Origin of the sequence: Ruminococcus sp. N15.MGS-57 (genome assembly GCF_000980385.1) — a bacterium.
Taxonomy (GTDB): Bacteria; Bacillota; Clostridia; order Oscillospirales; family Ruminococcaceae; genus Hominimerdicola; species Hominimerdicola aceti.
The window spans coordinates 1-13,384 of the sequence record NZ_LARF01000027.1; the positions used below are offsets into that span (position 1 = coordinate 1).

A 13,384-nucleotide genomic window follows, 5' to 3' on the forward strand; every position below is an offset into this window, starting at 1 on the left:
ACAACATAGAATATTTTTGTTTTTTGCGCTGTCTACTTGACAGGGGGCGGGTCACCGCAGGGTGCTTCCTTGTTTTCTTGAATGTTGTAGGGGACGGCGTCCTCGACGTCCCACCCCTTACAAAAAAACTTAACTATGTGATATCTGAATACACCACATAGTTAAGTATGTACGTTCATATTGATTATGCCATTGGTATTACGCCCTTCTGAAAATTCTAGTCGTAAACTCATGCTAAATTGTACTTTGGACTCACGCCTTTCAGTAAAATTCTGTCCGCATAATATAAGCTATTCCATTGGATCTATTTCCTTTCGGTAAAAATAATCTCTAAGTGCAAATTACCTTTCCATTGGATCTATTTCCTTTCAAAATATTAAGTTATGCCTCAGTGGATAAAACTTAACGTGCCATCGGACTTAACACCTTTCGTGAAAATTTATTGTCAATGAAACTTATTACATTTCCATTGGAATTATCGCCTTTCGCATAATTTCAAGATCTTATGCTCATCATATCAGATAAGCCTTGCTGAAGTAACTGGCGGATTCACCTCCAAATATCAGATGTTCAAAAGCCTTGAGTGCATTTTCATAACGCACCACTCCTTCAGTATTTTATATGATCTTTAGAAAAAATCTTAGTCAGTAAATCAAATCAGTAAGAGCATTAAGCTCGTAAATTTCTTGGCGGACTCACTCCATTCTATTTCATGTTCAAGTTCCTTTTGTGCATTTTCATATGCACCACTCCTCGAAATTTATTTGATTTTTATAGCTCTGTGAGCTTTTTATGTTCAGAAGCTAAATTTACATTGGAATCACTCTTTCAGTTTATTTCTTTACCTCTGAAAAGCTGAAATTGTGCATTGGAAACACTCCTGTCTAAATTTTATTTGCAAACCTTCTGTAACCGATCATGTCGATCACTCCTTATATAAAAGTTGCAAAATATTCAATTGTAAATTTGAGAGTATCCTTAAATTGCAGTAACTCTGTGCTGTGATTAATCCATGAGGCTCTGCAATTTCTTCCTGTGTAAATCATATATGTCTGGATTCCTGTCAGCTCATTCGTCTGCGTCTTGATCCTTTCTTACTTTAAGAAATTGCCGAGCCTATGGATACTCTCCTGGATCTCTGATGCGTCCATTGGACTCGCTCCTTTCATATCTTATTAGGTATCCGATGAGCCTGCCCGCCTGCTGAACTGTAGTGTACCTAGTGTCGGGTATATGCTGTGTCCACCGATCTGCCTGTGATATATAAGGAAAACCTCTTGCCTTACTTCGCTTTGCCGTGCCCTCTGAAATCGTTACTGTATCGTCAGACCGTTGACCGTTTCAGCGAACCCTGTTGTCTGCTTTTGTTTGGCTTTTTGTTTTTCCTTGACTATACTATACCACATCTTTTGTTACTTGTCAATAGTTTTTCTCAACTTTTTTATGGTTTTTATATTTAATATTACTTTTACAAAATGCGCTTGACTTTGATTTTGCAGTGTAGTATAATTAAAGTGTTGCGGTGGTCAGAAACAGTCTTTCTGTTCTGATTTTTTCGATATATCCCACTCAGGAAGTGCCGATATACCGCACAAGATCATGTTAGGAGGATAATTATGGATAACGAGTTTCTGCCGGACCTCTACGAGCTGGAGGACGAAAATGGTAATAAGCAGACTTTTGAGCTGTTGGACGCAATGGAGTATGGTGACGAGAAGTATTATGCTCTCACTCCTTATTATGAGAACGGTGATGAAGCCCTTGAAGATTCAGGCGACGTTGTGATACTCAAGGCTGAGTATGACGAGAACAATGACGAGATACTTGCTTCTATCGAAGATGATGACGAGTATGAGAAGATCGGTCAGATGTTCATGGAGCGTATCGATGAAATGTTCGAGTTTGACGATGAGGACGAAGACGATGATTGCGGCTGTGGCTGCGGTTGTCACGATCACCTGTCATAAGAAAAATATCTCAGCATATAGGCTTGTCAATATGTAAAATGTACAATTTTATGTACTTTGATTTGCTGAAATTACCTATTGATATTATGGATATGTTGTGATATACTAAATAACAGAAAAAGTTTCCTGCCTTGTGCGAACAAGCACAGTTATTATAAATCCAACACTTCTAAAAAGGGATTCAGACTCTGGAAAGGGATTGCAGACCTCCCGAACGAAACCGCATTTGCCGTTTCGTAAACGGACGAAGGGAGCGTGAAGCTTTCAGGCTGTTTTACCCACCCTGCTTTTATAGCGGGTTTATCGGCTGTGCGACGGCAAGGCGGCTTTTACTTAAACACTGAGCGTGCCGATTTTTCGGTACGCTTTTTTGTGTCATAAAAACCATGTCGGCATAAAATGAGATAACGGAGCGTCTGCAGTGATCGTATGGCAGTGGGTGACGCAGCCGAAGATCTGCGTCCGCAGGGCAGCCCGTTGTCATTTACTGCAGGACGTTTCGTTTATATAGAAAAAAGCCGCTGTGCCTGTGGGCATAACGGCTTTCTTCTTGTCAGATAAATAAATTACTTTCGCTAGTATGTTCAGCGGTTGCTGATAATGCCTTTTCCGCTGGATATTTGCTGTTTATGTATTCGGCGGCAACGAAAATAAATTCGCTGTTCGTGGGGTAGTGGTCAGGTCTTATGGCGAAATTACCGAATATCTCGGCTTTGTCTTTGTCATGAGCCTTTTCCCAACCGATCCTTATGGCGGTGCGCATGTTTCTTTCAACGCTTACTGTGGTTACTCCATGTGCCGCCGCTATCTCTGGATAAATGACCTTTGTGACACGTCTGTTGGCTTTGTCTGTCGTAAGAGCCATTTTTATTGCCTCTTTAATGTAGCCATAGCCGTTATAATTCGGAGTTATGCATAACCGCTTCATTACGGTGGATATAGCAGATTGTATGTCGCCATTGGTGTACCCCTCATCAGAGCTTCGTGTTATTGTGATGTTCAGATCTGCAGAATCGTCAGGACACTGAAGCGCTCTGAGTGCGTTTTTGATATCCGCACAGCTTAGAGGACTTTTTATTATCATGTCTGCGTATTTTGCAAGTCCATTGTTGGTTTTTCTGTCGGAAAGCATGATTATTTTCAGCTTAGGACAAGCCCCTTTGAGATTTTTGCACAGCTCGTATGGAAATTCAGTTATTTCTGAAATTATCAGAAAATCAGGTTTGCTTTTAAGCACCTCAAGCTGTATCTCCAGTGGATTGTAGTCTGACTGTGCAACATTGTACCCCTGTTTTTTCAGATAGTCTGCCACCTTCATGCCGGCCTGATTGAGGCTTCCGACAAGGATTTTGATCACGTCTTTTTTACACATTTTAAATCTTCCTCCGGTTTTTTTATTTTTTTAACTTTATACTACACTTGCAGTATAACATTTTTACAATATAATTTCAAGTTTTTTACTTAATTTTCTTGCTTCTTGTACTATGTTTTAAGAAACACGCAACAATCTATACACAGTAAATAAATAAATGTCGGTTATGACCAAATTTCGAATGAGATAATTGTGCAAATATTGTAATTTACACAGAGAAAATATGCTTTTGTGTCGTTTAAATCAATATATTATATGAATAAATTGACGATTCACTATATTTTACATCAACTTTACATTGTTATGAAAGCTTATTTTATGTAGAAAAAAGTCGAAAACGCCAGCAAAGATTGCTATATGATTAATAAAATATTAAGATAAATGTATGATTTTGCATTTATTAATATTTGCGAAATGATATAGAAATATATAAATGAATGGCATTTTTACATAGCTTTTACAAAGGATAATTTCTTGACAAAAGCTTTGTTGCGTGGTAAAATATACGGGAGGATCGTTGCAAAAACATGGTCAGCAGCTTTTTTGTGCCACCGGTTTGCAATGATGTCTATGTAAAAAATTATAGATAATGTTGAGGGAGGCGACGTCGTTTTATGAAAAAAGACGTTATCAATTACATTTGGACAGATAAGAAAAGAACGATTTTTGGTCTGCCTATATCATTTACAAGATATTTTCTCACAGAAGATAAGTTTATAACACGCAAGGGTTTTCTTAGCATAGAGGAAGACGAGCTTGACCTTTATAGGGTCATCGACAAAAAGCTTGTCCTGCCGTTGGGACAAAGAATGTTCGGCTGTGGCACAATAGTAATGAATGTCAAAGACGTTGATACGCCTGTTAAGGAAGTCAAGTCCATAAAAGCACCAAGAGATGTGCTTGCACAGCTTGATAAGTATATCGATATAAATCGTGATAGATACCGTGTAAGGGGCAGAGATATGGTTGGCGGTGACGGCGGTCATTGCCATGATCATGATGATTTTGATATCGATGACGATATCATATAAAGTTCTATAAGAATAAGGGGCTTTCGCAGATCTTTCTGTGAGAGCCTTTTTTGGAAAGGAAAGTGTGAATGTTTTCAAAAGAATATTTTCAGTCCCTTGAAAGCTCGTGGGACAGGCTCAAGACCTGCGAAAAGCCGATATTCATATACGGCATGGGCGATGGAGCGGAAAAGCTTCTTGATGAATTTGATAGACTTGGCATAAAATGCACAGGTGTTTTTGCAAGCGACGATTTTGTCCGTGGACAAAGCTTCAGAGGGTTTAAGGTGAAGACTTTCTCTCAGGTGCAAGCGCAGTTTGGGGATATCACAGTTGTGCTTGGCTTTGGCACGAGCCTGCCTGAGATAATGGAGCGTATCGACAATATTGAAAAAAGCTGCGAGGTCATAGTGCCGGAAATGTGCGTTGCAGGCGATGAAAATTTCAGCAAGGAAAAGCTTCTCTCAATGTATTCTCAGGCTGAAAAAGCTTACCGCCTTTTTGATGACGATATTTCAAAGCTTACCTTTGAAAAGCTGACAGCGTTCAAGATAACAGGCAAGCTTTCTTATCTCCGTGAGATATTTACGGATAAGGACAAGATAACCGAGATACTTCCCCTTGGAGAAAACGAGATATACTGCGACTTGGGAGCATACACAGGCGACACTGCCGAAGAGCTTATCTCACGCACAGGGGGAAAGTATGAGAGAATATATGCCCTCGAACCTGAGAGAAAAAACTTTCAGAAATGCCTGAAAAATCTAAAAGCCAATGACAATATAAGTCTTTACAATGCCGCCGCATGGAGCATTGATACCGAGCTTTATTTCGCTGGTGGCGCAGGCAGACAGGGCAGAGTAGATGCCGCAGGAAAAAAAGTTCGTGCAAGAAGTCTGGACAGCGTTCTTGCAGGCAAAAAATGCACCTATATAAAATATGACGTTGAGGGAGCAGACCTAGAAGCTATCAAAGGCAGTGAATATACCATTTCACGCTATGCCCCCAAAATATGCAGTGCATTGTATCACAGACCATATGATTACATCACCCTGCCTCTGTATATAAACAGTCTTTGCAAGGGATACAAATTCTATATCCGTCAGGAAAGATATTACCCCGCATGGGAAACAAACCTTTTCTGCGTCCATGATAAATAAGGAGAAAAATAATGAGTATAACAGTAAGCCTTAACGATAACTGGAAAATGAAAAAAGCAGGCTCGCAGGAGAGCTTTGATTGCAAAGTTCCATGCTCTGTATATAAGACCCTGCTTGACTATAAAAAGATACCCGACCCATATTATCGTGAGAACGAGTATATCTCCACACAGATATGTGATGATGATTACGATTTTGAAACTACATTCACCGCAGATAAGACCGCCGCAGACTGCGAGCATACTGTCCTGCACTTTGACGGCATTGATACCATAGCAAACGTCTATCTCAACGGCATTCACCTTGGCAGAGTGAACAATATGCACAGAGTGTGGGAGTTTCCTGTCCATGGTATTATCAAAGAGGGGGACAACACTCTCACAGTGAAAATAACCTCGCCAAACAGATACATAAAAGAAATGGACGAAAAACGTCACCTTTGGGGCGTTGACTCCACCATGACAGGCTATACACATATAAGAAAAGCCCATTGTATGTTCGGCTGGGATTGGGGTCCAATGCTCCCTGACATGGGAATATGGCGTTCGGTATCTCTTGTTATCCCACAGGACGGACGTATACTTGACGTTTACTACAGCCAAAAGCACACCGATAACAAAGTGACTTTGAAAGCCCTTTTGCATATAGAAAACCACGGCTGTAAAAAAGCTATGGTGGAAATATCCGACCCGCAGGGCAATATCACCGCAAAAGCCGTCATAAGCCTGGAGGAAAGTGCAGAATATTATGAAACAGAGCTTGTGATAAACGACCCTCAGCTTTGGTGGGTGAACGGCTATGGCGAACAGCCACTTTATATCTGTGCAGTGACTTTGTATAATGAAAACGGCTCGTGCGCTGATAAAAATACACAGCGCATAGGTCTTAGAACGCTCACTGTCAGCCGTGAAAAAGATCAGTGGGGCGAGGAGTTCTGCTTCATAAACAACGGCGTGAAGATATTCGCAATGGGCGCAAACTATATCCCCGAAGACCAGATAGTCACACGCTGTAACGAGGAGAAAACAAGAAAGCTCCTTGCAGATTGCAAGGCCGCAAACTATAACTTTATAAGAGTGTGGGGTGGCGGTTATTATCCTGACGAGTATTTCTATGACTACTGCGACGAGAATGGTATCATAGTATGGCAGGACTTTATGTTCGCCTGCTCTGCATATCTGCTCACAGAGGAGTTTGAAGAAACTGTCCGTGGGGAAGTCCGTGACAACGTTATCCGCCTGAGAAACCACCCCTCTCTTGGTCTGTGGTGCGGCAACAACGAGATAGAATCCGCATGGGAATATTGGGGCCTCCCCGAGGACGAGGAAGCAAAGCGTGACTATCTTATCATTTTTGAGGATATTATCCCACAGGTGCTTAAAGCCTATGACCCATGCGAAAACACCTTCTATTGGCCGTCATCACCTTCATCAGGGGGAGGCTTCAAGGACGCTTCCTCAAACCATGCAGGGGATATGCACTATTGGGACGTTTGGCACAACTTCAAGCCTATCGAAGCGTTCAGAGAATTTTATTACCGCTTCTGCTCAGAATACGGCTTTGAAAGCCTGCCTGATATAAAGACCTGCCGTGCCTTTGCTGATGAAACAAAGGGCGACTTTGACCTTTGCTCACCAGTTATGGCGGCCCACCAGAAGTGCGTTCAGGGCAACGAGAAGATAATGTACTATCTCGCTCAAATGGTAAGATATCCTTACGATTTCAAACAGCTCATCTATTCCTCACAGCTCGTTCAGGCGGATTGCATACGCTCGAATGTCGAGCATATGAGAAGAGCAAGAGGCAGATGTATGGGTTCTGCCTATTGGCAGGTGAATGATTCAAACCCTGTTATCTCATGGTCAAGTATCGACTATTTCGGCAGGTGGAAAGGTCTGCATTATTATGCAAAGCGTTTTTACGCTCCATGCCTTATCTCCTGCGACGATACCCATAGAAAAAAGCCTGTCCTTAACATATCCAACGAGCGCATGACAGCCTTTGAGGGCGTGGTAAAATGGACGCTGAGAAACAATAAAGCTGAAATTCTGCAAAGCGGCGAAAAATCCGTGAGCGTTCCGGCTCTTACCGCACAAAACGTCCTTGACATAGACCTTTCAGACGAGCTTAAAAACCGTACCGACCCTCGTGAAAAATATCTCGAATATTCCATTATGGAAAACGGCGAGGTGTTGAGCTTTGGCACAACGCTCTTTGTGCGCCCGAAAGAATTTACATTCTTAGAGCCAAAGATAACCTACGGCATATCAGAAAGCGAGGATAAATTCGCCCTGACATTCTGTGCCGAGAATTACGCCAAAAGCGTTTGCCTTAGCCTAAAAACTGCAGATTGCGTTTTCTCTGACAACTGGTTCGATATCCACGGAAAAGAGCCTGTTACCATATTGATAGACAAAGCCTCCCTCAGCAGAAAAATGACAGCGCAGGAGCTGTCCGGGGAGCTTGAGATAATGCACAATTAGGGCTGTGATTTCAAAGGCTCTGCCTTGTCACCAGCAGTGAAAAGTCGATGCGATCATTAGCAAAACAAAAGCAATGCGTGCGAACGCTGTTCGCCACTACATAAAAAGTTATATCACACATTTTGTAGTGGCTGGCGTCCTTGACAGCCCACTGCTCTGTATTTGCTATCTTCCGTCAATGTTCCCCTGCGTATAAGTAGCCTGAAATAAAATTTTAGGAGGAACTGCTTTGAAAGTAAAACTAAGCAAATACTTGAAGCCCTATGCACTGTTTGCGGTGCTGACACCTCTATCCATGGTGGGAGAAGTGCTGGGCGACCTGCTTCAGCCAAAGCTTATGTCAAAAATAGTTGACGATGGCGTGCTGGGTCAGGATATGGATCTTATCATAAGAACGGGACTTCTCATGCTCCTTGTTCTTATAGGTGGCGGAGCTTGCGGAATTGCGGCGTCTGCGTTCGGTGGGATAGCTTCCCAAAGCTTTTCAAGAGATCTGCGTGTGGACGTTTTTAAGCGTGTCATGGGTCTTTCTTTTGAACAGACCGACAAGTTCACTACAGGCTCATTGGTAACACGTCTTACAGCGGATATAACCGCTATCCAGCAAATGGTAGACTTCATGCTGAGAATGTTGGTGCGTGACAGCCTGCTGTTCTTCGGCGGAATAATCATGATGCTCACTCTGAACGTCAGGTTCGGCATCATAATTCTCTGTGCACTGCCTATCGAGATAATCATGATGATAGTAATTCTCAAAAAGGCAAACCCATACTATTCTATCGTTGCAAAACGTCTTGACAGCGTAAACTCTGTGGTTCAGGAGAACGTCACAGGCGCAAGAGTAGTAAAAGCCTATGTGAGAGAGGATACAGAAGAAAAGCGTTTTGACGATGCAAATATAAGCCTTATGGAATCAAACCTCCGTGTTCAGACCCTTATGGCTATCCTTCAGCCGCTTCTTATGATAATACTCAATCTGTCTGTTATTGCCGTTATAGTTATAGGCGGCTGGCAGGTGCAGGCGCAAGCTATGAAGGTCGGTGAGGTCATGGCGGCTATCACATATCTTACTCAGGTCTTGCATGGCGTAATGATGATGTCTATGATGTTCCAGACCCTCGCAAAGGCTTCCGCATCTGCAAACAGATTGAGAGAAGTCCTCGAAACTGACCCTGTTATAAAAAGCGGCAGCGTTTCCCTTGCAGATAAAACAGGGGGCACAGTGAGCTTTAAAAACGTTTCATTTTCCTATCCTGAAACCAAGGGCAGACCTGTTATCTCAGACCTTACCCTTGATATAAAGTCAGGTGAGAGCGTCGCCATACTAGGTGCAACAGGTTCAGGAAAATCCTCCCTTGTAAATCTTATTCCAAGATTTTATGACTGCACAGCAGGGGAAGTCCTTGTTGACGGCGTGAACGTCAAGGACTGCAAGCTTGATGAACTTAGAAAGAAAGTTGGCATAGTTCTGCAAAAGAGCGAGCTTTTCTCAGGCACAGTTGAGGACAACATAAAGTGGGGCGACAAAAACGCTACTCATGAGGAGGTCATCTCCGCTGCACAGGCAGCTCAGGCTGACGAGTTCATTCAGAAGATACCTGCAGGCTATGAGGGTATTATAGCCGAAAAGGGAGCTTCACTGTCAGGCGGTCAGAAGCAAAGACTTTCTATCTCAAGAGCGGTACTTAAAAAACCTGAGATCCTCATTCTTGATGATTCCACCTCCGCCCTCGACCTTGGCACAGAAGCAAAGCTCCGCGCGGAGATAGACCGCAAAATGAACGGCACTACCCTTATCATAATCGCACAGCGTATCCAGAGCGTAAAATCATGCGACAGGATAGCCGTCCTCGACCACGGCAAGCTTTGTGCCTGCGATACTCATGAAAATCTATTAAAGACCTGCGAAGTATATCAGGATATCTACGCTTCACAGGTAAAAACGTCAGGAGGTGAAGTGTAATGCCTCCAATGTCTCCAATGGGACCCGGCGGAAGAAAGCCGGGCGGACCGCACGGTGCAAGGCTCACAATGGAAAAGCCTAAGGACGCAAAGAACACCCTTAAAAAGCTTATCGGCTATATAGGCAGGAACAGATATCTGTTTTTCGCTCTTATCGGTGTAATGCTCATCATAACTCTGCTCAATCTTGCCGCACCGTCAATACAGCAGATAGCTATCGACTGCATCACTCTCACCAAAAAGAAAACAAGCGTTGACTTCGGTGCACTTGGCAAAACGCTTATAGGTCTTGGGGCAGTTTATCTCCTGTCCTCTGTTTTCACCTATATGCAGGGAATATTCTCCGCAAAGCTTTCACAGTACACAGTAAAGACCATGCGTAAAGACTTGTTCTCAAGCCTTGTAAGACTTCCTATAAAATATCTCGATACCCATAGCCATGGCGATATAATGAGCCGTATGACAAACGACGTCGAGAATATCTCCACAACTATCTCTCAGTCTATAGGCTCGCTCATCTCAGGCGTGCTGACCATAGTGGGAACAGTTGTCATAATGCTTCTGTATTCACCGCTTCTTACCCTTATCTCGCTGTCTACAGTGTTCCTTACCATATTCGTTTCAGGCGTACTCACAAAGTATATGAAGAAATACTTCATCAAACAGCAGGTGCTTCTTGGCGAGATAAACGGCGAAGTTGAGGAAATGGTAGTCGGATATAGAACGGTCGTTTCCTATGGCAAAGAGCAGGACGCTGTTGACAAGTTCGAGAAAATGAGCAACAATCTGAAAAAATGCGGCATAAAAGCTCAGATATTCGGTGGTGTAATGGGTCCTTGCATGAACTTAATATCCAATTTCGGCTTTATCCTTATCGCTGCATTTGGCGGCTGGTTCGCAATAAAAGGCTTTATAACAGTGGGAACTATTCAGGCTTTTATACTCTATTCAAAACAGTTCTCACGTCCTATCAATGAGATTGCAAACCAGTTTGCAAATATCCAGACCGCAATAGCAGGCGCAGAGCGTATCTTTGAGGTCATGGACGCCGATAAGGAAACTGACGAGGGCAAGGCTGACTTTGAGGTGGAAAACGTCAAAGGCGATATCGACTTCAAGCATATCGACTTCTCGTACGTTCCTGAAAAGCAGGTGCTGAAAGACCTCGATCTTGAAGTAAAAGCAGGTCAGAAAATAGCCATAGTCGGTGCAACAGGCTCAGGCAAGACCACCATAGTGAACCTCCTCACAAGATTTTATCCCGTTGACAGCGGTGAGATAACTATAGACGGTCAGAGCATTTACGATATCCCGAAAGACAAGCTCAGACGTTCCATAGCCATAGTTTTGCAGGATACAGTGCTTTTTAAGGACACCATAGAGGAGAATATCCGCTACGGCAGAGAAAACGCCACCCTTGATGAAATAAAGGCGGCGGCAAAGTTTGCGAACGCAGACGAGTTCATAGAAAGACTTTCCGAGGGTTACGACACAGTGCTTGCCGAGGGCGGCTCAAACCTTTCACAAGGTCAGCGTCAGCTTCTCTCCATAGCAAGAGCAGTGCTTGCCGACCCGAAGATACTTATTCTTGACGAAGCCACTTCCTCGGTTGATACCAGAACTGAGATGCACATTCAGTCCGCAATGGTGGCTCTTATGAAAAACAGAACCTCCCTTATCATCGCTCACCGACTTTCCACTATCCGTGACGCAGATAAGATAGTCGTTATCGACAGCGGACGAGTAGCAGAGCAGGGCAGTCATGAGGAGCTTATCGCCGCCAAGGGCTGTTACTACAGGCTTTATCAGACGCAGTTCTCAGGCGTTAAGACCTGATACAATGGTGTTTGGAAAACGTATATAGTCAATATCGTACATTCAAACAAATACGACGTCCCACTTCTCGATATTTCGTCAACCCACAAAACTTCGTGATAATTCAAACTTTTACACTCTCAAAATCGGGCTGTCGAGGGCGCCAGCCCCTACATGAAAATTGGCGGTCTTATCAAACAAATCAAGGCACAGGAAAACCTCTCCTGCGCCTTTTTTATGCGCCAAAAAAGGACGGCTCTCATAAGAAAGCCGTCCTTAATGTTATCTGAAATATTACTTAGAAATAAGTGCCAGAGTATCTCTTGCAATGAGAAGCTCTTCGTTTGTTGGGATAACGTAAACCTTTGTCTTAGAATCGTCTGTGGAGATCTCCTTGAGTATTCCACGGCAGAGGTTCTTCTCAGCGTCGATGTGGATACCGAGAATATCGAGATTTGAGCAAGCAGCCGCTCTTACCTCAGGTGCGTTCTCACCGATACCGCCTGTGAATATGACAGCGTCAAGACCGTTCATTGCAGCAGCGTATGAGCCTATGAACTTCTTGATCTGATAAGCAAATATCTCGCTTACGATAAGAGCTCTCTCGTTGCCCTCGCTTGCAGCAGCCTGAATATCTCTGTTGTCAGAGCCGATACCAGAAAGACCAAGGAAGCCTGACTTCTTGTTCATGTATTCTGTCATCTGGTCAGGTGTGAACCCCATTTTCTTCTCAACATAGTCAACAGCAGAAGGGTCAACAGAACCGCAGCGTGTGCCCATTACAAGACCGTCAAGAGGAGTGAAGCCCATTGATGTGTCAACAGACTTGCCGCCGTTGATAGCTGTGATAGATGAGCCGTTTCCAAGGTGGCATGAAACTATCTTAAGCTCCTCGATAGGCTTGCCCATTACTCTTGCAAGCTCGCCTGAAACAAATCTGTGTGATGTTCCGTGGAAGCCGTATTTTCTTACATGAAGATCAGTGTAGCACTCGTATGGCAGACCGTAGAGATAAGCCTTTCTTGGCATTGTTGAGTGGAAAGCAGTGTCGAATACGACTACCTGTGGTGTGCCTGCTGGGATAACTGCCTTGCAGGCTCTCAGTGCAAGAGCGTGTGGGTGGTTATGTACAGGTGCAAGCTCAGCCAGTGAGTCGATCTGGTCGATAACTTCGTCTGTTACAAGGCAGGTCTCCTTGAATATCTCAGCACCCTGAACTATTCTGTGACCAACGGCTGATATCTCAGACATAGAGTCGATGACCTTTGTTTCGCCTGATGTGAGTACCTCAACGAGCTTTTCAAAAGCCTCAGTGTGAGTAGGGAAATTGCAATCCTCCTCGATGTGTCTGCCGTCGCCTGTCTTTGCGCTTACATGGCCGTCGATACCGATACGGTCGCAGTTGCCCTTTGCGATAACAGACTCGTCCTTCATATCCAGAAGCTGATATTTAAGTGATGATGAACCTGCGTTTACAACTAAGATTTTCATTGGAAAAAATCTCCTCCCGATTATAATATGTCAGATAACGGGCTTGACTTTAAGCCCATAATATCATATACTTATAGTATATCAATATTAATGATAAATTTCAAGAGCTTTTTTCATAAATATA

The 13,384-nt window shown here is 43.4% G+C and carries 9 protein-coding genes; 7 read left to right on the top strand and 2 right to left on the bottom strand.

The features are described 5' to 3' along the window. Positions 1-1,616 precede the first annotated feature (1,616 nt). Together WS40_RS06985 and WS40_RS11505 are read left to right on the top strand one after the other, a co-directional pair. Positions 1,617-1,967, top strand: coding sequence for a DUF1292 domain-containing protein (locus WS40_RS06985; protein WP_038671087.1), 351 nt, complete (start codon positions 1,617-1,619; stop codon positions 1,965-1,967). 429 nt (positions 1,968-2,396) lie between these two features. Continuing rightward, positions 2,397-2,528: a hypothetical protein gene (locus tag WS40_RS11505; protein ID WP_302838330.1), complete on the top strand. Its 132-nt coding sequence runs from the start codon at positions 2,397-2,399 to the stop codon at positions 2,526-2,528. Here the strand turns inward: WS40_RS11505 and WS40_RS06990 are convergent. Continuing rightward, positions 2,521-3,339, bottom strand: a complete 819-nt coding sequence (locus WS40_RS06990; RefSeq protein WP_022286618.1) for a sporulation initiation factor Spo0A C-terminal domain-containing protein — start codon at positions 3,337-3,339, stop codon at positions 2,521-2,523. The genes WS40_RS11505 and WS40_RS06990 overlap by 8 nt on opposite strands. Before the next feature lie 614 nt (positions 3,340-3,953). Here WS40_RS06990 and WS40_RS06995 point away from each other — a divergent pair. The 5 genes from WS40_RS06995 (at position 3,954) to WS40_RS07015 (ending at position 11,790) form a co-directional block, all read left to right on the top strand. After that, positions 3,954-4,370 (top strand): PH domain-containing protein, encoded by a 417-nt coding sequence (locus WS40_RS06995; protein ID WP_046441355.1) that lies wholly within the window; start codon positions 3,954-3,956, stop codon positions 4,368-4,370. A 68-nt stretch (positions 4,371-4,438) separates the two neighbouring features. After that, entirely contained in the window at positions 4,439-5,509 is a 1,071-nt protein-coding gene (locus WS40_RS07000) for an FkbM family methyltransferase (protein ID WP_046441357.1), read from the top strand. Positions 5,510-5,520: 11 nt separating this feature from the next. Beyond that, positions 5,521-7,992 carry a beta-mannosidase gene (locus WS40_RS07005; RefSeq protein ID WP_046441358.1) on the top strand — a complete coding sequence of 824 codons (2,472 nt, stop codon included), beginning with the start codon at positions 5,521-5,523 and terminating at the stop codon, positions 7,990-7,992. Positions 7,993-8,221: 229 nt separating this feature from the next. Continuing rightward, a complete protein-coding gene (locus WS40_RS07010; RefSeq protein WP_325208470.1) occupies positions 8,222-9,955 on the top strand; it encodes an ABC transporter ATP-binding protein in 1,734 nt (577 codons plus the stop codon). Continuing rightward, positions 9,955-11,790, top strand: a complete 1,836-nt coding sequence (locus tag WS40_RS07015; RefSeq protein WP_325208471.1) for an ABC transporter ATP-binding protein — start codon at positions 9,955-9,957, stop codon at positions 11,788-11,790. The genes WS40_RS07010 and WS40_RS07015 overlap by 1 nt, the downstream gene beginning before the upstream one ends. 273 nt (positions 11,791-12,063) lie before the next feature. Here WS40_RS07015 and WS40_RS07020 read toward each other — a convergent pair whose 3' ends face one another. Further along, entirely contained in the window at positions 12,064-13,260 is a 1,197-nt protein-coding gene (locus tag WS40_RS07020) for an acetate/propionate family kinase (protein WP_046441361.1), read from the bottom strand. Positions 13,261-13,384 lie beyond the last annotated feature (124 nt).